The organism is Blautia sp. ZXY-1-C6, assembly GCF_056339875.1.
The window spans coordinates 1-23134 of record NZ_JBWJVQ010000184.1; the positions used below are offsets into that span (position 1 = coordinate 1).

Consider the following 23134-nt stretch of genomic DNA (forward strand, 5'->3'; position numbering starts at 1 on the left):
TAATTCGATCTTTTAAAGAAAATGTGTTTACAACGTTATTTCCGCGTAGAAAAGAAGTGCCAAAAACATTGATTTTTGCGAAAACAGATAGCCATGCAGATGATATAGTGCAGATTGTACGTGAGGAGTTTGGCGAAGGAAATGATTTTTGTCGCAAAATAACTTATGCTGTAGATAATCCGGAATCTGTACTTAGTTCTTTTAGAAATGATTATAATCCACGTATTGCGGTCACTGTGGATATGATAGCAACTGGAACGGATGTTAAGCCAATCGAATGTCTGATTTTTATGAGAGATGTAAAAAGTAAGAATTATTTCGAACAGATGAAAGGCAGAGGAACTCGAGTACTTAGTAAAGAAGATTTGCAGAAAGTTACCCCGTCTGCTACGGAAAATAAAGATCATTTTGTTATTGTGGATGCAGTAGGGGTTACGAAGTCAAGAAAATCGGACACCAGACCTTTGGAGCGTAAACCTACAGTTAGTATGAAAGAACTTATGATGAATGTGGCATTGGGAGTGAAAGATAAAGATACTTTGACTTCTCTTGCAAATCGTGTGATTCGCCTGAATAGTCAAATGACACAGGCTGAGCGAGAACAGTTTAAAGAAAAAGTTGGAGCAACAGCAGGGTGCGTGGCTGAACGTTTATTGAATGCATTTGATGCAGATATTATTTTTGAGCAGGCTCAGAAGAATACAGGTGTATCTGAACCAACAGAAGAACAGATAAAGGTTGCGCAAAGAGAGCTGGTGCAGGCGGCTGTAGCACCATTTCACAATCCGGATATACGCGATTATATTGAAAATGTTCGTCGAAATCATGATCAAATTATTGACAGCGTTAATTTGGATTCGGTTATTTTTGCTGGATTTGATGTACAGCAGGAAAAGAATGTAAATAAGGTAATTTCCAGTTTTCATACATTTATTGAGGAAAATAAAGATGAGATTGTTGCTCTGCGGATTATCTATGATGCGGCATATAAGGAACGCCCAATGGTCATTGAGAAACTGAAGGAGTTATATGAAAAACTGAAATCAGAAGGAATTACCGTTGAGCGTTTGTGGGATTGTTATGCTATAAAGCAGCCGGATAAGGTAAAAAGAAGCGCAATGACTCAGATTACAGATTTAATTTCAATTATTCGATTTGAGATGGGATATGCAGACACCTTGATGTCATTTGCGGATAAAGTGAATTACAATTTTATGCAATGGACGTTTAAGAAGAATGCCGGGCATATTCAGTTTACAGAAGAACAGATGGATTGGTTGCGTTTAATTAAAGACCATATTGTAGCTTCACTCAGTATTTTGCCGGAAGATTTGGAGTTGACACCGTTTGATCGGAAGGGTGGATTATTGGGATTTTATGATGCTTTTGGTGATGAATATGAAAAAATATTACAAGAAATGAATGAAGAATTGGTGGCATAAATGTATAAGAAAAAAGCATGGAAAGAAATTTTGACAATTGTAAGCGGTAAAAGTCAAAAAAGTGTTGAAACAATTAATGGAAAATATCTCATTTACGGAAGCGGGGGAATTATCGGACATGCAAATGAATATCTATGCCCTGCGAATACGGTTATTGTCGGAAGAAAGGGAACTATCGATCGTCCTATATATGTTACGGAACCATTTTGGAATATTGATACAGCTTTTGGTGTAGTTGCTGGCAAAGATTTAGTACCGAAGTTTCTGTATTTTTTTTGCCTTTCATATAACTTTAAAAAGCTTGATAAATCTACTGGTAGACCAAGCGTTTCAAAATCAGATTTGCTAAAAATTGAAATGCCAATCCCAACGATTAATGAACAACAGCGCATTGTTTCCCGAATAGAAGAACTCTTTTCAGAACTGGATAAAGGAGTGGAAACGTTGCAAACTATCAAACAACAGTTGGAGACGTATAGACAGGCGGTGCTAAAAGAGGCAATGTCAGTTTATGAGTGTCCAATAGCAAAAATTAGCGATGTTTGTAGTGATATCGTTGATTGCCCGCATTCAACGCCTAAATGGGTTGAGAGTGGATACTTATGCTTAAGAACGACAAATTTTAGACGCGGATTTTTAGATTTGACTGAGCCTAACTACGTTTCGCAAGATACGTTTAATAGTCGCAACAAACGTCTTGTTCCGAAAGCAGGAGATGTTTTGTATAGTCGCGAAGGGTCGATACTCGGAATTGCTTGCATTATGCCAGATGGAATTGAGCCCTGCCTTGGTCAGAGAATGATGCTTTTGCGAGCATCTAGTAAATTAAATAATAAATTTTTAATGTATTATCTCAATTCACCAATGGTGACGAATCACGTAATTACAACTAAAGGTGGTACGGGTTCTCCTCATATAAATGTTGGTGATATAAAACAATTTGATATTCCGTTCCCTAATATTGAACAGCAGAATTGTATTGTTGCATTAATTGAGGAAAAATTTTCTGTATGTGATAGTATTGAGCGGATGGTTGACAATGCCCTGGCAGAAGCAAATGTCATGCGACAGAGTATTTTGAAAAAAGCATTTAAAGGAGGATTCAGCGAATGAGTGAACAGAGTTCTGCTATCGTTTCAAAAGTATGGGGAATGTGCAATCCCCTTCGCGATGATGGTGTTTCTTATGGCGATTATCTGGAACAGCTAACCTATTTGATATTTTTAAAAATGTCTGATGAATATTCCAGACCACCATATAAAAGAGAAACCGGGATTCCGGAAGGATTTACCTGGGCAGATATGCATACGCTCAAGGGAACTGAACTGGAGGAACAGTATAAAGCAACTTTAGAAAAGCTGGGTGAACAGGGTGGTATCCTTGGTAAAATTTTCAAAGGTGCAACCAATAAAATCAGCAGTGCGGCTATTTTATATCGTGTTGTACAGATGATTGATAACGAGAGATGGGTGGCAATGTCCTCGGATGTCAAGGGCGAAATCTATGAGGGATTGTTACAAAAAAATGCTGAAGATATTAAAAGTGGTGCTGGGCAGTATTTTACTCCTCGTCCGCTAATACATGCTATGGTTGAATGTCTGCATCCGGAGCCGATGAAAACTATAGCAGATCCTTGTTGTGGATCCGGAGGATTTTTCCTAGCTGCACAGACATTTATTGCGAACCCGAAAAATTATGCTCTGGACAGAGAACAGAAAGAATTTCTGAAAAACGAAACCTTTTATGGGAATGAGATTGTTCCAGCTACTTATAAAACAGCCTTAATGAATCTATATCTACATAATATTGGTGACATTTATGGAAATGTGCCGATTGCATTGGGAGATGCATTGTTGATGGATCCTGGTTATCGCGTGGACTATGTGTTGACAAATCCACCTTTCGGTAAGAAGTCAGCTATCACTTTTACGAATGAGGAAGGCGAACAGGAGGAAGAAGATCTTGTTTATAATAGACAGGATTTTTGGACAACCAGTTCCAATAAACAGTTGAATTTTGTACAGCATATTAATACTATTCTGAAGGCAACTGGTAAAGCAGCAGTTGTGGTACCGGACAATGTACTGTTTGAGGGCGGCGCAGGTGAGATCATACGTAAGAAATTACTTGAAACAACAGATATGCATACAATTCTACGTCTGCCAACAGGTATTTTCTATAAACCAGGAGTAAAGGCAAATGTCATTTTCTTTGATAAACGTCCTGCCAGTGCCGAAATGCATACTAAGGAAGTATGGATATATGATTTCCGTACAAATATTCATTTTACATTAAAACAACATCCGATGACAGATGCAGATCTTGCAGATTTTGTAAAATGCTATAATCCTGAAAATCGCTATGAACGTACTGAAACATGGTCAGAGGATAATCCGGATGGACGTTGGCGCAGATTTGACGTGAAAGATATTTTGGAACGTGATAAGACCAGCCTCGATTTATTCTGGATTAAGGATAAATCGTTGGCTGATTTGGATAATTTACCAGATCCGGATGAACTTGCAGTAGATATTATTGAGAATCTGCAGAGTGCCTTGGAGAGCTTTCAGGAGTTACAGGCACAATTAAAAAAATAGTAAGTCAGATGTGAAGGGGTGTGTAAATGGCAAAAAGTTCATTGGAAAAAACATTGGAAAAACATCAAAAAGAAATAGAACGTCAATTTAAAAAGAAAATTTATGCAGAGAAGAAATTAGCTAATAAGCAAAGGCAAGATTCAGAAAGACAAGCAAAAATAAATGCCAGAAGGGAAAGAGCTTCTTCTATTGTTGGTGGCCAGCCAACAGTAGGTGATATAAGAATTTTAGATAATTCTGCAGAGGAATTAGTATCATTGATATGCAAAGGATATTGTAGAAATGATTATAGAGTAACCAATAATGATATTGAAATTCCAGTATATTTAGAAAATGATTTAGCTTTAGAATTTGAAAAATTGAAACAATATGGTCTTATATCAAATTATGGATACTATATTTCTGGATGTTGGGAGATTACAATATTGCCTGGTTTGTTAACTTATTTTGAAAGGAAGGAGAGTGCTATTTTGCAAGAAAAACAAAATTATAATACGAATCATTTTTATGGTGATGTTACGGGAGTTCAGATTCAGCAAGGAACTGTTAACTCATCACAAACGCAGTCTATAACACAGGACTTTGACTATGGAGCAATTAGTGATATTCTTGAAAATATTAAAAAGTATGACAGCTTACTTGATGATGAATTTGGAGATAAAGCATCAGATTTAAGGGGAAAAATAGTAGAATTAGAGGAATTGATTGAAAAGCGTGAAAATCCTAGCAAGGTAAAAATATTGTTAGCTGAACTTAAAAATCTTGCAATAGGTGTAAGTGGTAGTTTAATAGCTTCTGGTATTGCAGCGCAAATTCCTCTGTTTTAGGGAGGTGTGTAGTTGAAAGGGATTGTAATTGAATTAGAGAAAGAAGCTCTGAATGAGCAAGCAAGTGTCGAATCATTGTTGCGCAAAGCGTATTTGGTAGCTAGAAAACTTAAATTGGAAGAATTCGAAGAGTGGATTAATAATGAGCAAAACGGGTATAAAGGGAATGCACTGGATTACAGAATGATTAATGGAGAATATAAGGCCTGGAATCCATACCGCGGTTGGATTCCGGTTATATTATCTCCTAAACTGGGAGAAGTTGCATCAAGAATTCCGTTGAATCAATCAGTTTCAGCGCTGCGGGAAATTTATACATCACATGAAAATAGTATACAATTTACACTTAATACTAAAATGAATGCGTTATTAAATCAATCAACAGATGGATTTGAAACACGGTTTGTTTTCGAAACATCTAGAAGTGAGATATATCGAATACTTAGTACAGTAAGGAATAAAATATTAGAGTGGGCGTTGTTTCTTGAGGAAAATGAAATTATTGGTGAAGGAATGACTTTTACAGATAAAGAAAAAAAGAAAGCACAAGAAATAAAAATAATTAATAATTATACAAATAATTTTTATTCGGATGTATCTGATATTGAAATGAAACAGGGATAATACCTAAATTTATAGTTATGTCAAGATCAATTGTGTATAAGATATTTTGAAAGGGACAAATTAGAAAATAATTGAAAAGGATCTAAAAAGGAGCCAAAAGGGAGCCAAAAGGGAGCCAATAAAAGTGGTAGGCTGCAAGAAAATAGAAGACGAGAGTCTGTTAGTAAAAGTTAGTTCTAAGACAGGGAGCATATGTCTCATAATGAGTCATACGCTCTTTTTTTATAAAAAATGATGACTGACGGAAATAATAATATTGTATCTAAATGAGATTGATTCAATAGAGAATAACAATAAAATGAAATAAAATATTACGTATATATGTTAAAAACAATGAATATACTGTATTATTTAAAATAAAAAGAAAATAAATATTGCACAAAAATAAAAAAGGTGATATTATATGTGTGAGATGGTGAAGGAAGGTTATGTTGATATGAAAATACAAGCTGTTTTAATTGATGGATTTAAGAATTTATCAAATGTAAGAATATCGTTTGATAATATTACAGCACTTGTTGCTCTAAATAATTTTGGAAAATCAAATGTACTTTCAGGTATTGATTTTGGATTGGATTTTATTAAGGCTTCTATAGAGGATAAAAAGGATATGATGTCTAATTCCAATCTTATTCCTATAAATTGTAATATGATTGGGAGAAATTACAAATATGAGATGGAAGTATCTACGGACATTAGTGGTGAGGAATACATTATTCAGTATGGGTACGAGTTTGAGTGGAAAGATAATGAGGATAAAGAACCTAGAATAGTATCAGAGTTTTTGAAAGTTAAACTGAATAAAAAAGGACAAAAGTTTACACAGTTAATTAATAGAACTGCTGATACAGCACTGTATAAAAGTTCAGAGACTGGAAGATGCTCATCTAAGATTAAAGTTGAAGAAGCTGAATTGATTGCTAATAAATTAAAAGCTTTTGACGAGCTATATTATGCTCAGATTATTACAAAGCTTAATGGAATGAAGATATATATGGAGAACAATCTGGATGCAAAGAGTTTTTATCAGCCAGATCCTATTATTCGAAAAGGTTTTGAGAATGAGATGATAAATGCAGATAATTTGCCACGAATTATTTATAACTTGAAAGAGCAGAATCCGGATAAATTTGAATTATTAAAGGATGTTTATTTTCAGTTATTTCCTGACATTGAGGATGTTATTGTTAAGCAATTCAAAATTAATGGCTTAACAAATAATGAGGAACTTACAGAAAATCTTCCGTTTGTTTTTTCAAACAATTATCATGTATTATTTGTCAAGGAAAAGAATTTGGCGAATCCAGTAAACTTTTCAATAATGTCGGATGGAGCAAAGAGAGTTTTTATGATTTTAACCAAGATAATTGTATCTAGCGTTAGCAATATTTCACTGATAGCAATTGAGGAACCAGAAAATTCTGTACATCCAGGTTTGTTCCAAGCATACATCCAGATTATCAGCCAATTGTTAGATGATTGTAAAGTCATCATAACAAGTCATTCGCCGTATATTATTAGCTACTTAAATCCTTCTTGGATTCATGTTGGCGTGAATAGGCAAGCTGGAGTTGCTGAGTTTTTTTCGTTTAAGAAATCTGGACAGAAACAGTTGGAAAATGATGCTGCTGGCTTTGATATGAGTATAGGAGATTATCTGTTTTCAATGCTTGCAGATTCAGAGAGCAATATAAGTGATTATTTGGAGTGTGATACCGATGAGTAAATGCCTTGTACTTTTTGTAGAGGGTGATACAGAGGTTGAATTTTACAAACAGGTAGTTGCTAATGCCAGAAAATTGCATCCTGCGGGAAGATTTGATACGAATATTGAATATAGAAATGTAGGAGGCGTTGGAGGTTTTAAAAGTATTGCGCTCAGAAAATTTACAAAAGAAATTAAAACTAAATTTGATGATGATTGTGAATTTACAATTGTTCTATGTAGTGATACTGATGTATTTGATTTTGCTTCTAAGCCACCGATAAAGTGGGGTGAAATCAAAAAAGAGCTTAAAGCGAATGGAGCTGGCAATATTATACACATACAGGCGAAGCGGTCCATTGAAGATTGGTTTCTATATGACATTGAAGGTATTTTGGGATTTCTAAGGCTAGGAAAAAATACTAAAGTATCTGGTAAGAATGGATATGATAAGCTTCAACGTTTATATAAACAGGCCAATAAAGTTTATTATAAGGGAATTAAGAGTAATGGTATGATAGGGCGTTTGGACATCGAAAAGATTGCAGATGCGGTAAAAGACCAGTTAAATCCCTTATATAAGGCTCTTGGGGTAGACAAAAATTAAATATTGATTGGTATGTAAGAGCATAGCTCTTTACATAGAAAAAGCCAGAGGTTAACTCTGACTGATTCCCTTGCCAAAGAAGGTCTTTGGGCTTATTTTTTTCGCAAATTAATAATAACAAAGAACACCTTTTTCTGCAAGGAGATTTTGCAAAGGAGGTATTAGGATATGGCAGTACATCATGGCGGAAAAGTTGGTAGTGCAGCTAGAAAATTGGCGAGTAAGTCAACTGGTAAAAATATAAAAAGCAATGCTGGAAAAACTTTAGCTAATCACAAAGCAAAGTACCATTAACTTAAATAGTCCATAATTGCAGACCTGAGCATGTCTTAAAAGGGCTCTATTATTATTTCAAAGGAGAAAGCGATATGGCACAGTACTGCATTTTAGGTAAAAGAATCAATAAATTATCTATACCAAAAACGTATGATATAAATAAAATACAATTAGGCGTTGTAGTAATAGAAAATGAGGCAAAAAAAGTGGGGTTAGCAGAAGTAGGTGATACAGTGTTACCCTCGGGAAGATTTGGAATTTATAGTAGAAAAAATGCTTATGGATGTACATACGCAGATAAAACAAAACCTAAAGAACGCCGTTATGTTTCAACAAATTGGATTTATCCATTTGGCAATACCAATGCTTCAAAGGTTGCGGTTGATGTATATAAGAAATGCTATCCTAAAGTTGAAGTTGCAGCATATGGAATAGAACTACAGCTGTATGAAGATGAGAGTAAGCAACAGTTCGTTATTATAAATATGACAGATGAAATAAGAAAGAAGTATTTGAAAGAAGCAATTAATTTAATGCTTGAAATATATGGGATATGTTATATTTATGATGATGTGATTCAAGTTGAAAAAACGTCCAAGAGAAGAAGATGTAACTGGGAAATACTTCCACCAGGAGAAATGCCGAGTAAGCATGTTGAAAAACAGGTAGAATCAATAAATCAAAGGACAGACAAATATAATATTGCGAGATTAAATTATATTGAGATGTATAATTTCGTAACCAGTGTAGAAGGAATTAATGGATTTAAAGGATATTATGCATATTTATTTGAAAATTATTGTGTGTTTGAATCTGCTTTTTATGGAAATGCAACATATATTATTCAAAAAAATAATTGGGAGGAAATGAGTCAAAAGACCAAAAAAGAATTGATCGATGAAAAAAGAATTATTGGAAAAATTGACCATACAAAAAATTGGAAGAAGAATATAGCAAATATGTTTAAAAATTTAGAAATCATAAAGAAAAATGATTAAATGAAAGATTTGATTCCTAAGCTATGCTGAGATGAATAGTAGAAATAAACATCGGGGATGGGAATAAAAAGTTCCGCCACGCTTAGTATTGCTGAAATAAGACTAAGTGTGGCGAGCTTTATTAGCATGAATTTTAATTGAAATGGATTAAATTGTCAATTCATTGAAAAGGATTTGATTTTGTTCTGATATTCTTTGAGTGTTTTTTCATAGCCCATGTCGCTTAGTTCGTAGAAGTGTTCTCCCTGGATTTCGGTTGGGAGGTATTGCTGGTCTACGTAATGGTTGGGGTAGTCGTGGGCGTATTTGTAGCCGATTCCATGACCTAGTTTTTCGTGACCGCCGTAGTGTGCGTCCTGGAGGTGAGGCGGGACGGTGGTTTTTGTGCGTTTGACGGAGTCCATGGCTGCGAAGATGGCGTTGACAGCGGAATTGCTCTTTGGAGCGCAGGCCATGTAGGTGACTGCCTGGGAGAGAATGATCTGGGCTTCTGGCATTCCTACACGTTCTACTGCCTGGGCGGCTGCTACTGCTACGCAGAGGGCCTGAGGATCAGCATTTCCGATGTCTTCGGAGGCGAGGATCATGATTCTGCGGGCGATAAATTTGACGTCTTCTCCGGCGTAGAGCATTTTTGCAAGGTAATAGACTGCAGCGTCGGGGTCTGACCCCCTCATACTTTTGATGAAAGCGGAGATGATATCGTAATGATTGTCTCCGTTTTTGTCGTAGCGGACTACTCGTTTTTGGATGCACTGGGAAGCGACATCAAGGGTGATGTGAATGATTCCGTCTTCACTTCTTGGTGTAGTAAGGATACCAAGTTCGATGGCGTTGAGAGCATTTCTGGCATCTCCGCCTGCCATGTCTGCGAGGAAATCGAGTGCGTCTTCATCTATCTGGGCCTTGTAGTTTCCCATTCCCTTTTTCTTATCGTTGACTGCTCTGAGGATGAGTTCTTTTACCTCAGGAATCTCCAGAGATTTCAGTTCGAAGATGATGGAGCGGGAGATAAGAGCCGCATTGACTTCAAAGTATGGATTTTCTGTTGTTGCGCCGATAAGAATGATGGTTCCGTCTTCTACAAATGGAAGGAGATAATCCTGCTGGCCTTTGTTGAAACGGTGAATCTCGTCGATGAAGAGGATGGTTTTTTTTCCGTACATTCCGAGATTCTGCTGTGCTTCTTTGACAACAGTTTCCATATCTTTTTTGCCGGCTACGGTGGCGTTGATCTGGGTAAATTCAGCACTTGTGGTGTTGGCAATTACTTTTGCCAGAGTGGTTTTGCCTGTTCCCGGAGGGCCGTAGAAGATAACTGAGGTTAGCTTATCTGCCTTTATTGCTCTGTAGAGCAAGGTGTTTTTTCCGATAATGTGTTGCTGGCCTACTACTTCATCCAGGGTAGTAGGGCGCAGTCTGGAAGCAAGAGGGGACTCCTGATCCAGAGTTTTTGATTTTGCATATTCAAATAAATCCATAATTTTCTCCATAAAATAATTATCTGTTGATGATTTGATGGTGCAGTGTGCCGGTGGCACACGTTTTGCACCGACCGTGGTGACTATAAGAACATATATTTGATTAAGTATAACGTATTAAAGTTTTTTTGTAAAGATTGGCATAAATTCTGTGCATCACGAAGCGTATTACTGTAGATGGAGTAACAGTATTATAAAAAAAGCTATAGGTTAATATAAAGCGAAAATTTAGAAAAAATTCACAAAAAATAAAGAACTATTTTATCTATTTTTCCAGATAGACAGAAAGAAAATTTTCTGCTATTCTTGCATATAGCAATTGAATAAACTATAAATCGTTCAGAAGGATTGTTACTGGAATATTTTTTATCGTCAGGCAAGACCTTATAGTATATAAAGAGAATTTCTATATACTGTAATGGTCTTTTTTTATTTATCTGACAGCAGGGGAGAAGGAGCTTATGACTATTTATAAGATTTTAAATAATAATTTGATTCTATCTAAAGATAAGCAGGGTCATGAGATTATTGTAAAGGGATGCGGTATTGCATTTCAGAAGAAAAAAGGGCAGCAGGTTGATGAATCTTTGATAGAAAAGATTTTTACTGCGGAAACTGCGCAGATCAGTAAAGAGATACAGGGATATTTTGCTTCTATTCCGGAAAAATATCTGGATTTTGTAGAAGCTTATGTGAATGAAGTGAAAGAGAAACAAGGACTGGAGTTGAATGATAGTATTTATTTTTCACTGAGTGATCATATTATGGGGGCAATATCCAGACTGAATCAGGGAATCCAGATTCAAAATATGCTTTTATTGGATATAAAACAACTCTATCATAAAGAATATGAAATAGGTTTAGAACTTTTAAAAAGAGTAAATCAGACATTTCAGATAAATCTGGCAGTGGATGAGGCAGGATTCTTTGCACTGCATTTTGTCAATGCAGAAGATGGAAGTAAAACAGACAGTTATCAGATTTCAATTATTGTACATAAGATCTTAGATGTAGTTCAGAAATATTATGATAATTTAAAATTCCAGGAAGAGAATCTGTATTATCAGCGTTTTCTTACTCATCTGAAATATTTTGCACAGAGATTTCTTCATAAAGAGCTTCATTATGATGAAAACGGAGAGCTGTTTCAGATTATCAAAGAGCAGTATAAAGACGCATATGGATGTGTGAAAATGATTTATCTGATGATGGAAGATGAATATCACTATCAGCTGACAGAAGACGAAATGCTGTATCTTACGATTCATATTCAGAAAATCACAGAAGACCAGAAACGGCTGGAAACTTTATAATTAAGGTGTTAATGGATTGTTACTGAAATGTGTTTTGAGCAAAATAAAGCACATCTTTTCAGGCAAGACCTTTAATCATAAATTCTAATATTTATTATTAAAGGAGGTCCCAGAATGAAAAAGGACTATGCAGAAATTGCAGACACACTTATTGCAGCGCTTGGCGGAAAAGAAAATATTACCCGTCTGTTTCACTGCATGACAAGACTTCGTTTCTATGTAAAGGACAGAACGAAGATCCATGAAAAAGAAATTTTGAAAGTCTCAGGAATTTCCGGAGTAAACTGGCATGAAGATCAGTTTCAGGTAATTGCCGGAAATGAAGTAAATGAGATGTACAAGGCACTGGAGAACAAAGGTGTTCCGACTGATGATGCGCCAGCAGCCGAGTCTCAGAGTTCTAAGAGTGTAGTATCAAAAATTATTGATTCGATTACCGGATGTATGACACCGATGATTCCTGCTCTTACAGCAGCTGGTATGATCAAAGTTGTACTTTCATTACTTACCACATTCCATCTTGTAACTGATACCAGCAGCACATATCAGGTAATCAGTATGATTGGTGATGTTACCTTTTATTTTATGCCATTCCTGATTGCTGCAAATGCGGCTAAAGTTTTCCGGGTAAATCAATCATTGGCATTGTTTATCGCAGGTGTTTACCTAAGTCCGGCATTTGTCAGTATGGTAGCTTCAGATGCTGCTATTACACTTTTTGGATTGCCGATTACAAAAGCAACGTATTCCTATTCTGTTATTCCGGTAATTCTGATGGTATGGATTACACATTATATTGAATTATTAGTAGACCGTATTACACCGAAGATGGTGAAATTGATTCTGAATCCTACGTTAGTAATTCTTATCAGTGCACCGATCGCGCTGATCGTAGTAGGACCATTGGGAACAATTATTGGTAATGGACTGGCGGTAGCAATTAACTTTTTATCTGCAAAGCTTGGATTTATTATCGTTGGTATTTTGGCGGCAACTTTCCCATTTATCGTTATGACAGGTATGCATCATGCTTTAACGCCAATCGGACTGAATGCAATCGCAACAGGCGGAACAGATACTTTGATCTTTGTTTCACAGGTATGCTCTAATATTGCACAGTCTGGTTCTTCTTTTGCAGTAGCAGTGAAATCAAAAGATGAGAATATGAAGCAGCTGGCAAGTGCAGCTGGTGTATCTGCACTGATGGGAATTACAGAACCAGCACTTTATGGTGTTACACTTAAACTTAAACGTCCGGTTGTGGCAGCGGCCATTGCAGCTGGAATTGGTGGAATTGTTGGTGGACTTCTTCACGTATCTCTTTATATTGCGCAGAACTGTATTATGGCTATTCCTGCATTTATTGGAGAAAAGGGAATGAGTAACCTGCTCTATGGAATTATTATGATTGTTGTATCATTTGTAGCATCTTTTGTTCTTACATTTATTTTTGGATTTGAAGATGCTGAGCCTGAACAGGAAGAAAAGAAAACAGAGTCAAAGGAAGCAGAAAAAACGCAGCAGAATAATACGAAACCACTTGTAGAAAAGATTGAACTTTGTGCACCGGTATCAGGAACAGTAAAGGCACTTTCTGATGTTCCTGATAAAACATTTGCAGAAAAAGTACTGGGAGATGGAGCTGCTATCGTACCGGAAGAAGGAAAAGTTTATGCGCCTGCCGATGGAACGGTTGCCAATATTATGGACAGCAAGCATGGAATTATGTTTGTAACGGATAGTGGCGCAGAAGTACTTATTCACATCGGACTTGATACTGTAAATTTAAAAGGCAAATATTTTAAATCTTATGTTTCTGATGGGGACAAAGTAAAAAAAGGCACTCTTCTTGTTGAGTTTGATCTGGAAGCAATTAAAGGAGAGGGATATAATCTGATCACACCAATGGTAGTGACAAATATTTCCGATTACATTAAAGCAGTATGTATGGAAAAAGAAAATACCGCAATTAATGCGGGGGACAAATTTCTGACAGTGGTATAAAAAGACTGTTGTTTAAAAATTGGAGAGAAAAGACATGAAAAATTATAATCGTATGCCGCAGAATTTCCTTTGGGGAGGTGCAACAGCAGCAAATCAGTATGAAGGCGGATGGGATGAGGGAGGAAGAGGCCCTTCAATCGCAGATATCCTTACAGGAGGAAGTGTGGATAAGGAACGTAGACTGACACCGCCAGTTCCGCTGGAAGAAGAATTTTATCCGAATCATCAGGCAACAGATTTTTATCATCATTGGAAAGAAGATATTGCATTGTTTGCCGAAATGGGATTTAAAGTATATCGTTTTTCTATTTCATGGTCCAGAGTATTTCCAAATGGGGATGAAGAGACACCTAATGAAGAAGGACTTAAGTTTTATGATAGTGTAATTGATGAATTAAGAAAATATGGAATTGAGCCGTTAGTTACGATCTCACATTATGAAAATCCACTTCATCTTTCTTTGAAATATGGGGGATGGAAAAACCGTAAGCTGATAGACTTTTATCTTCGCTTTGCCAAAGTTTTATTTGAGCGGTATAAAGGAAAAGTAAAATACTGGCTTACTTTTAATGAAATCAATATGCTGACAGAGCCTTTTGGTGCAGTATTCTGTGCAGGAATGCTGGATCCGGAAGATGTATGTGAACAAAGTCGTTATCAGGCAATGCATCATCAGCTTGTAGCGAGTGCACGTGCAGTTTCTATGGCACATGAAATTGATAAAGAGAATAAACTGGGATGTATGTTGGCTTATCATAACGGATATCCATATACCTGTCATCCGCAGGATGTTCTTTATGCACAGAAATTTGGACAGATTCATAATTCTATTGCAGGAGATGTTCATGTAAGAGGGTATTATCCGGGATTTGCCAGTCGATTTTTTGAAGAACATAATATTGAATTGAAGACAATGCCAGAGGATTCACAGATACTTAAAAATGGTACTGTTGATTTTGTATCTATCAGTTACTATTCCAGTAACTGTGTAAGTGTAACAAAAGAGGGCGAAACGACTGCCGGAAACGGAGGAGATAATCTCAAAAATCCATATCTAAAAGCATCTGATTGGGGCTGGCAGATTGATGCAGTGGGACTTCGATATGTGCTGAATCAGATTTATGATCGTTATCAGATTCCGATTATGATTGTAGAAAATGGTCTTGGTGCAGTGGATCAGTTAACAGAAGATGGAAGAATTCATGATGAGTACCGTATTGAATATATGCGTCTTCACATAGAACAGATGAAAGAAGCAATCCATGATGGGGTAGAATTGATGGGATATACCTGTTGGGGATGCACGGATCTTGTCAGTGCTTCGACAGGTGAGTTTAAGAAGAGATATGGTCTGATTTATGTGAATAAAAATGATGACGGAACAGGAGATTTTTCAAGAATACGAAAAGATTCTTTTTACTGGTATAAGAAAGTTATTGAATCCTGTGGGGAAGAATTAAATTAAAAGAATTAAATTAAAAGGAGGAGCTCTATAAAAGCTCCTCCATTATTTTTGCATATATTTCCTGATAGTGCGTAGACCATTTCTTACAAATCGACTGTGCGGCCTCGAGGTTTGGGGCGGCGATGTTTAAGTCGATAAGGGAGTTGCCCTTTTCGATGAGCTGGCATCTTACAGAATAGGTTCCCTGTTTGGTGATGTAATAATCGGCAGGAGTGACGATTCGCTCCTGGGCTTTGAAGCCGGTGGATTTCAGGTATTCCCTGACTTCCTGTTTGATTTCAGGAGAGAGATCTTTCTGGAAAAAGGAGAGAGTCTTTATGCCATCTTCGGTAATCCGGTAATGGGAGACATTGGAACGGGTGTCCATGGTGATCAGTTCTGCCTCTACCAGTTCTGAGATTGCCTGCTGGAGATGGAAATAGTTTGTATATTCCCGGTCCAGGATAAATTCTGAAATCTGCGAATTTGTCAGGGTATTTTCGGTATTCTGAAGCATGTATAACACGATTAATTTGTAAACTGTGAATGGTGTTGCCATTTTATCCCTCCTTTGCATAGAGTAGCAGAGAATCTTTTAGTGTGAAAACAGTCTTCCCTGGTAGCTTTGTTCTTCTTTCATCCTGTGATGCAGCATATTTAATACCTCACGTTTACGGCTTGCCCACAGTGGTGCGATCAGCAGATCTTTGGGGCCGTCGCCTGTGATGCGGTGTATAACCATATCCGGTCTGAGATGTTCCAGACAGTTTATAAGGAGAGAGATGTATTCATCCCGTTCGTAAGTCTGAAACAGTCCTTTCTCGTAATCTGCTGCCAGATCAGTGCCGCGAAGCACATGAAGTAACTGCAGTTTGATTCCCTGAATATCCATATGGTTGAGGTATTCCATAGTTTCCAGAATATCTGCTGTGTTTTCACCGGGCAATCCGAGGATTGTATGCACGATTACTTCGATATTTTCTTTTCGCAGGCGTTTTACGGCATCATCAAAAACGCAGAGAGGATATCCCCTTCGGATATACCTGGCAGTGGACTCATGGATCGTCTGAAGTCCAAGTTCAATCCAGACAGGTTTCTGTTTATTTAACCGGGACAAAAGTGCCACGATTTCAGGACTGAGGCAGTCTGGTCTGGTGCCGATGGAAAGAGCAACTATCTTTGGATGAGAGATCGCTTCTGTAAAAATTTTCTCCAGATATTCCACAGGTGCGTAGGTATTTGTGTACGCCTGGAAATAGGCAATATATTTATGAATCGGACGTTTCTGTGAAAGGATACTGATCTGGCTTTCTATCTGGTCAGTGATGGAAAGTGCGGCATCTGCAGCGAAATCTCCGCTTCCTCCTGCGCTGCAGAAGATGCAGCCGCGGGTTCCAATCTTACCGTCCCTGTTGGGACAGGACATGCCGCCATTTAGCGTGACCTTATAAACCTTTTCTCCAAACCGCTCTCTCAGCATATAGTCCAGAGAGTGGTATGGTTTCTCTCCCCATTTGGTCATACTGTGTGATCATTTTCTGCTGATGAAGTTTCAGCAGAGTTTCCGTTCTGAAGGTCTGTATCCTGGGTATCTGCATCTGCCGGAATATAATTATCAAAAATCTTTACCAGAAAATGTCCGTTGATAAATGCCTCCAGTGCAAATCCAAACATGCACAGAAGCATGATGGCCATGGACTGTATGCGGAAACTTTTAATAAAAAACACGCCTGCAGGTAACAGAGTGATGACTGCCATCAGGACTGTATACGGAAGATGACGGATAGCCATCAGGAATGCATTGCGGAAGGTGTTTTTGATGGAGTTGTAGAATTTGGCAAGCACCGGATAAATATACAGAAATACCATCATATAAAGGATACCAAATGCAAAGAAAACGATATACAGTACCTGAGACATTGTTCCGTCGATATTGCCTACAATACGCAGATCCATGTAAAGGATAGCTGCAACTGCAAGCATGATAAGATTGATGACAGTTGCCTGTTTGAAGTTCTGCTTAAAGGATTTGAAGAAGCTTCTGATAATATAAGATTCTTCGTTACGTGCCATTTTCAGTGTGACATAGTGGAGTGCAGTCAGTGACGCACCAATAGTCACGATTGGCAGACAACAGATCAGAAAGACCACATTAAGCATAATAAGATCAGCCACGCGTCCCATGACGGTGAAGAATTTGTTGTCCATGTTAAATAGTCTGTCCATTCGTTTAATTACTCCTTTTGTATATAATGATGTACAGCATACTCTGCGGATAATCCTGCTACAGAGAAATCTGTACAAGCTTTGTATAACAGTATAACGAATCAGGCAGGAAAAAGCAAATCTTTTATGTGAGCAGGAGCTGGTCTGCAGTGACAAAAACATAGCCTTTTTCAGTAAAAAGATCAGCGATTTTCAGGGCTGCATCCACAGATGTCTGATAGCCGTCATGCATCAGGATGATAGAACCGTCATGAACCTGTGTCTGGGCGATAGACAGGATAGAATCGATGTTTTTGCTTTTCCAGTCCAGGGTATCTACATCCCAGAATACGGGAAGCATGGTGACAGAAAGTTCCATATCCTTGATCCATGCGCCGAAAGGCGGTCGTACATAAGAAGGGTAAATTCCGGAAGCTTCATAGATTCTGTTATTTGTTTTTTCAATTTCCAGTCGGGCCTTCTCCGCCGGGATCTTGTCAAGCTGTACATGATCCCAGGTGTGATTTCCGATAAGATGTCCGTCTTTTCGCATTTGCAGGAGTATATCTTCGTTTCCTTCAATGTTCTCGCCTATCAGAAAGAAAGATGCCCTGATGTTTCTTTTTTTTAATCCATCCAGAAGCATGGGGGTATACCGGGCATTAGGACCGTCATCAAAGGTCAGTGCGATTCTGGGAGGTTCTTCGACGGGAAGCCCGGCGGTGGTGTCAGTTGAAAAATCCTCAGAAGCTGTAGCTTTTGCAGATGCCTGTTTTACAAGGGAAAGCATACCGGGACCTGCCAGTGAAGTAAGGAACTGTGTGCGTCTGTAAACAGAAGAAAAAAGCAGAAAAAAAATCATGCATAATATTTCAAAAAATATTAAAGTCCGCTTCATGCAAAGATACTCCTCATAAAAATATCTCTCTGATTCCGGAACACAGAGTATGAATATCTGTGTCAGAACGAAAGAAACAGCAGGTGGCAGATGTAATCATTACAGTATATGAAAAAAAGAAAGCAATTCATACCGATTTATTGTATAATAGATTCTGCAAAATATCGAAGAAAGAATTTACGGAGATTGAGATGAAAAAGAAACGGACAAAACTGCTGATTTTCTTTGCACTGGCAGGAATTTTAGTGCTTTTTTATATGATAGGAGAGTCTTATTGTGAGGGACTGTCCGGGGGGAGTAGTCTGAAAGAGAAGAATGAAGTTATGTGTAGATATAAATACGATATGATCGTAGACAGTCCGAATTCTTCTTTCTGGCAAGCGGTTTATGATTGTGCACAGGAATGGGCGCAGAAGAATGATGCAATTCTTGAACTGAGAGGCAGTGGAAGAGAGAGCGATTACAGTAAGCTTGATTATATGAATATGAGTATTGCTTCAAATTCAGACGGGATCATCCTGCAATATAGTGGGGAGCAGGGACTGGAAGCGAAGATAAATGAGGCTGTTCAGAAAGGAATTCCGGTTGTTACTGTAATGGGAGATGCAGTTCACAGCAAGCGTCAAAGTTTCGTGGGTGTCAGTGATTATCAGCTTGGAAGTGTCTATGGCGAAAAGGTAGCGGAATATGTGACTGAGGATACGGAAAGTATTCTTATTCTGTTGAAGAAAAATATTGATGATATGAACCAGAGCCAGATATATACACAGATTAGCAACGCAGTCCAGGCAAAGGCGGGTCCTTCGCAAAATATCCAGATAACAGGAAAAAATCTTCGCTTAACAGGGACTTTTGAGACAGAAGAAGCGGTAACAGATATTTTTCAGCAGAGAGATAAAGTACCGGATATTCTTGTGTGTATGGATGAGGAAACTACAGAATGCGCACGTCAGGCAGTACTGGACTTTAATCTTGCAGGAAAGGTTACGATCATAGGATATTACAGCTCTGAAGATATTCTTACAGCAGTAGAAAAGGGAGTGATTTCTGTTACCTGTGATGTGGATACAGAGCAGCTTGGCAGATACAGTATAGAGGCTCTGACAGCATATCAGAAAGATGGAAGGACCAATTCTTATTATAATGTGGATATTAATTTTCTGGACAAGGATGTAGTACGGGAAATGAGAAGGAAGGGGGTGTCTGGATGAAGCAGCTACGCTGGAAAGATTTTTCACTGGTCAGTAAAATCGTTATAGAGGTGGGTATGATTGCAGTCCTTCTTTTTGCCATGAATATGCTTTTTTATGTGCGGATTAATAATTCCATGCAAAAGATGGATAATGTTTATGCCAGTAATGCAGAGCTTACCGAACTTTCACAGGTATTTGAGAAAGTACAGGATAATATGTATAAGTATCTTAAGGTTAAGAGTTCTCAGACACTTCTTGATTATTATCAGAATGAGGCAAAATACAGAAATGAACTTGAGAAGCTTAATGAAGATAATATCAATGATTCCGTAAAGCTTCTGGAACGGAATATCCGGAAAATGTCGGAAACATATCTGGACTGTACTGCGGAAACGGTAGCTGCCAAACGAGGAAGGAACGTTGAGCAGTATAAGCGTAAATATGATGATGCAACAAAGCTTTACAGATATATCCAGTCATCTATTGACGAACTGAATAACCTGATGTTTCAGGAGAACTCCAGTACTTATGCAGTACTTCGTGCAGTGATGAGATATCTGGAGATAAGCAATTCAGTTATTATGATCATAATTGTAGCCGGTGGAATGCTTCTGCTCATCCAGGCCACCAGAAATATGTTTGTTCCCCTTTCCAATATGGCAGAGACAGCACAACTGGTAGGTCAGGGAAATTTCCATGTAAAGATGCACGATACAGATGCACAGGATGAACTGGGAACAGTAACCAGAGCGTTTAATACAATGGTAGAGAATCTTGATCTGTATATGGCAAGGACGAAAGCAAGTATGGAGAAAGAGCAGCAGATGATGGAGAGGGAGCTTCTTATGGAAAATCATCTGAAAGAAGCACAGCTGAAATATCTTCAGTCACAGATCAATCCGCACTTTCTGTTTAATTCCCTGAATGCAGGAGCACAGCTTGCAATGATGGAGGATGCAGAGCAGACCGGGATTTTTGTAGAGAAAATGGCGGATTTTTTTCGCTATAATGTAAAAAAAGGACAGGAAGACGCCACATTGGGAGAAGAACTGGAGGCTGTTGATAACTATATTTATATTCTGAATGTCCGGTTCGCCGGAGATATCCATTTCAGCAAGGAGGTGGATGAATCACTGGAGAATGTGCGTATGCCAAGTATGATCTTGCAGCCGGTTGTGGAAAATGCAGTCAATCATGGAATACGTGACATTGAATGGGAAGGAAAAATACATCTCACAGTTACAGGAGATGCAGATTATATACGTATCAGCGTGAAAGATAATGGAAAGGGAATGACGCAGGAACAGATAGAGGGTGTTCTGTCAGGAAACAGAGAGCGCAGAAATGAAGAAGGTGATTCTACAGGAATCGGTATGAATAATGTGATCAGCCGTCTGGAGCTTTATTATGAGGAATCAGGGCTTATGGAAATTAACAGTGAAGGTGAAGGAAAAGGTACGGAAACGGTGATCTATATACCTGTGCGGGAAAACTAAGAGAAGTGTTATGGGAGTGAGAGAAGATGTATAGAATTTTGCTGGCAGATGATGAAGGTATCATGCTGGAATCATTAAAGAAAATTATTGAAACTGAATATGGAAATGAATGTGAGATCCACTGTGCAAAGTCAGGCAGAGTTGTGGTGGAGATGGCACAGGCATATCCGCCGGATATCTGTTTTATGGATATTCAGATGCCGGGAATAAGCGGGATACAGGCAATCAGGGAAATTCAGAAATTTAACAGTTCAGCAGTTTTTGTGATCATAACTGCATATGATAAGTTTAATTATGCAAAAGAAGCAGTGAACCTGGGAGTTCAGGAATTTCTCACAAAACCTGTAAATAAGAAAGTAATTCTGGAAACCTGCGCGAAGATGATGACAAAGGTAGATCAGATACGGCAGAAGAGAAGCGATGATCTCCTGATCAGAGAGAAACTGGAGACAGTGGTACCTATGATTGAGAGTGGATATATCAATAATATTCTTTTGCAGGATGATTTTGTTACTTATCAGGATAATTATACACAGCTTCTTGATATCCATCAGAAATACGGTTATATGATGGTCATAGAATTTGGAGATTCTATGGAAAATGGGGTGCTCAGTAATGCAGTAGGTGCAAGTGTAAAGGCAAACAAATTTTATTCTACTTTTCGTGAAATCGCACAGGGATTCTTTGAATGCCTTGTAGGTCCTATTATGGGAAACAGGATCGTACTGCTTGTTCCTTATGAAAATGCGAAAGAAGATTACGAAGACAGAGTTGCAATTGTCACAAGAGCCAGAAATATGGTACATAAATTTGAAAACCGGATCGACAGTATGTTCCGCTGTGGAATCGGAAGAGTCAAAGAACTTGGAAGCGTGAAGGAATCTTTTAAGGAAGCGGTGGTCGCACTGAGAGAGAGCATCAGTCATGTAGTGCATATCGAGGATGTACCGGCGGCACAGAAATATGACGCGGAATATCCAAGAGACCTGGAAATCAGATATCAGAAGAGGATCCTTGAGAAGGATGCTGCGGGAGCGATGAACTGCGCAGAGGGATTTTTTGAATGGATGCACAGTCAGCAGGCCGTCACAAGAGAAGACATTGAGATTAAAATCCTGGAGATGGTGATGAATGCGGAACGCAGGGCATTCTTTGCAGGAACTTTGAAATATAATGTTAACAGCAGGAGAAGCTATATCCGGGAGCTTCAGTCCTGTACGGATATAGAAAATCTGAAGAAGTGGTTTCTGGATAAGACGAGAGAAATCTGTACGAAACTGGAGAATTCCAAGGAAAAAGAAGCTAGCAGTATTATTGACAGAGCAAAGGAATATATCAATGAAAATTTCCGCAGGGATATTTCTCTGGATGATGTTTCAAGAGAGGTAGATATCAGTCCGTATTATTTCAGTAAACTTTTTAAACAGGAAACAGGTAAGAACTTTATTGAATATCTTACAGAAATACGTCTGAAAAATGCCAGAGAACTTCTGCAGGATTCCAGACTTTCCATTAAGGAAATATGTGCACAGTCAGGATACAGTGATCCCAATTACTTCAGCAGGATTTTCAAGAAGTATGAAGGAGTTACGCCTAGTGAGTTCAGAGAGAGGTTAGGCTGATGAAATTATATAAGACAAAAAAGAATTGCGGAAAGCTGCTGCTTGGAATACTGGCATTTTGTACAGGGATGATACTGCTGACAGGATGTGGTTCCTCTTCAGAACAAAAACAGAATAAGAATGAAGAAACAGCAGAAGAGAATAAGGAAGAGGATAAGGTTCAGATCGGACTTACAGTGGATTCTTTTGTTATAGAAAGATGGATCCGTGACAGAGATGTATTTGTGGCGACTGCCAGAGAACTGGGAGCAGAGGTAAATGTGCAGGATGCAGGTGCAGATGTCAAAGAGCAGATCAGTCAGATTGAATACTTTATAAATAAGCAGGTGGATGTGATCGTTGTGATCGCAAGAGACTGTGGAGCACTTTCAGATGCCATACAGAAGGCACAGAGTGCGGGAA

Annotated in this window: 21 protein-coding genes; 16 read left to right on the top strand and 5 right to left on the bottom strand. The window is 38.1% G+C overall.

Annotated elements, in window-relative coordinates; translation table 11 throughout:
• The 9 genes from AC075J_RS10230 to AC075J_RS10270 all read left to right on the top strand — a co-directional run.
• On the top strand, positions 1-1442 hold a 1442-nt coding region (locus tag AC075J_RS10230), incomplete at its 5' end, for a type I restriction-modification enzyme R subunit C-terminal domain-containing protein (protein WP_476390295.1).
• Positions 1443-2555: a restriction endonuclease subunit S gene (locus AC075J_RS10235; RefSeq protein ID WP_025578078.1), complete on the top strand. Its 1113-nt coding sequence runs from the start codon at positions 1443-1445 to the stop codon at positions 2553-2555.
• Positions 2552-4039 (top strand): class I SAM-dependent DNA methyltransferase, encoded by a 1488-nt coding sequence (locus AC075J_RS10240; RefSeq protein ID WP_055058154.1) that lies wholly within the window; start codon positions 2552-2554, stop codon positions 4037-4039. Before AC075J_RS10235 ends, AC075J_RS10240 begins: the two co-directional genes overlap by 4 nt.
• A 26-nt stretch (positions 4040-4065) precedes the next feature.
• Positions 4066-4866 carry a hypothetical protein gene (locus tag AC075J_RS10245; protein ID WP_476390296.1) on the top strand — a complete coding sequence of 267 codons (801 nt, stop codon included), beginning with the start codon at positions 4066-4068 and terminating at the stop codon, positions 4864-4866.
• 12 nt (positions 4867-4878) lie between these two features.
• On the top strand, positions 4879-5490 hold the full coding sequence (locus tag AC075J_RS10250; protein WP_025578081.1) for an AbiTii domain-containing protein: 612 nt from the start codon (positions 4879-4881) through the stop codon (positions 5488-5490).
• Positions 5491-5893: 403 nt separating this feature from the next.
• A complete protein-coding gene (locus tag AC075J_RS10255) occupies positions 5894-7216 on the top strand; it encodes an AAA family ATPase (RefSeq protein ID WP_025578083.1) in 1323 nt (440 codons plus the stop codon).
• A complete protein-coding gene (locus tag AC075J_RS10260; protein WP_025578085.1) occupies positions 7209-7802 on the top strand; it encodes a hypothetical protein in 594 nt (197 codons plus the stop codon). The genes AC075J_RS10255 and AC075J_RS10260 overlap by 8 nt, the downstream gene beginning before the upstream one ends.
• A 168-nt stretch (positions 7803-7970) precedes the next feature.
• Positions 7971-8096: a hypothetical protein gene (locus tag AC075J_RS10265; RefSeq protein ID WP_259838165.1), complete on the top strand. Its 126-nt coding sequence runs from the start codon at positions 7971-7973 to the stop codon at positions 8094-8096.
• A gap of 74 nt (positions 8097-8170) precedes the next feature.
• A complete protein-coding gene (locus AC075J_RS10270; RefSeq protein WP_476390297.1) occupies positions 8171-9076 on the top strand; it encodes a hypothetical protein in 906 nt (301 codons plus the stop codon).
• A gap of 155 nt (positions 9077-9231) precedes the next feature.
• Here AC075J_RS10270 and AC075J_RS10275 read toward each other — a convergent pair whose 3' ends face one another.
• Positions 9232-10557 (bottom strand): replication-associated recombination protein A, encoded by a 1326-nt coding sequence (locus tag AC075J_RS10275; protein ID WP_476390298.1) that lies wholly within the window; start codon positions 10555-10557, stop codon positions 9232-9234.
• A 461-nt stretch (positions 10558-11018) separates the two neighbouring features.
• Here AC075J_RS10275 and AC075J_RS10280 point away from each other — a divergent pair, with 461 nt between their 5' ends.
• The 3 genes from AC075J_RS10280 to AC075J_RS10290 all read left to right on the top strand — a co-directional run bounded on the left by AC075J_RS10280 (position 11019) and on the right by AC075J_RS10290 (position 15339).
• Positions 11019-11870 (top strand): PRD domain-containing protein, encoded by an 852-nt coding sequence (locus AC075J_RS10280; RefSeq protein ID WP_476390299.1) that lies wholly within the window; start codon positions 11019-11021, stop codon positions 11868-11870.
• A 114-nt stretch (positions 11871-11984) separates the two neighbouring features.
• Positions 11985-13874, top strand: a complete 1890-nt coding sequence (locus AC075J_RS10285) for a beta-glucoside-specific PTS transporter subunit IIABC (RefSeq protein ID WP_476390300.1) — start codon at positions 11985-11987, stop codon at positions 13872-13874.
• A 34-nt stretch (positions 13875-13908) separates the two neighbouring features.
• On the top strand, positions 13909-15339 hold the full coding sequence (locus AC075J_RS10290) for a glycoside hydrolase family 1 protein (protein ID WP_476390301.1): 1431 nt from the start codon (positions 13909-13911) through the stop codon (positions 15337-15339).
• Positions 15340-15364: 25 nt separating this feature from the next.
• Here AC075J_RS10290 and AC075J_RS10295 read toward each other — a convergent pair whose 3' ends face one another.
• From AC075J_RS10295 to AC075J_RS10310, 4 genes are all read right to left on the bottom strand, one after another.
• Entirely contained in the window at positions 15365-15877 is a 513-nt protein-coding gene (locus tag AC075J_RS10295; RefSeq protein ID WP_118330163.1) for a DUF4364 family protein, read from the bottom strand.
• Positions 15878-15913: 36 nt separating this feature from the next.
• Positions 15914-16840 carry a tRNA modification radical SAM protein MnmL/YtqA gene (gene mnmL / locus AC075J_RS10300; RefSeq protein WP_055052676.1) on the bottom strand — a complete coding sequence of 309 codons (927 nt, stop codon included), beginning with the start codon at positions 16838-16840 and terminating at the stop codon, positions 15914-15916.
• Positions 16837-17544, bottom strand: coding sequence for a YesL family protein (locus AC075J_RS10305; protein ID WP_020993606.1), 708 nt, complete (start codon positions 17542-17544; stop codon positions 16837-16839). Before AC075J_RS10305 ends, mnmL begins: the two co-directional genes overlap by 4 nt.
• Before the next feature lie 124 nt (positions 17545-17668).
• Positions 17669-18421, bottom strand: coding sequence for a polysaccharide deacetylase family protein (locus tag AC075J_RS10310; RefSeq protein WP_476390302.1), 753 nt, complete (start codon positions 18419-18421; stop codon positions 17669-17671).
• Between the two features lie 59 nt (positions 18422-18480).
• Here AC075J_RS10310 and AC075J_RS10315 point away from each other — a divergent pair, with 59 nt between their 5' ends.
• The 4 genes from AC075J_RS10315 to AC075J_RS10330 form a co-directional block, all read left to right on the top strand.
• A complete protein-coding gene (locus tag AC075J_RS10315; protein ID WP_227567203.1) occupies positions 18481-19632 on the top strand; it encodes a sugar ABC transporter substrate-binding protein in 1152 nt (383 codons plus the stop codon).
• Positions 19629-21110 carry a sensor histidine kinase gene (locus AC075J_RS10320; RefSeq protein WP_476390303.1) on the top strand — a complete coding sequence of 494 codons (1482 nt, stop codon included), beginning with the start codon at positions 19629-19631 and terminating at the stop codon, positions 21108-21110. The genes AC075J_RS10315 and AC075J_RS10320 overlap by 4 nt, the downstream gene beginning before the upstream one ends.
• A gap of 26 nt (positions 21111-21136) precedes the next feature.
• Complete coding sequence (locus AC075J_RS10325) at positions 21137-22732, top strand: helix-turn-helix domain-containing protein (protein ID WP_118586486.1); 1596 nt, start codon at positions 21137-21139, stop codon at positions 22730-22732.
• Positions 22732-23134, top strand: a 403-nt coding sequence (locus AC075J_RS10330; protein WP_476390304.1) for a substrate-binding domain-containing protein, incomplete at its 3' end; no start/stop codon positions are given. The genes AC075J_RS10325 and AC075J_RS10330, both read left to right, overlap by 1 nt.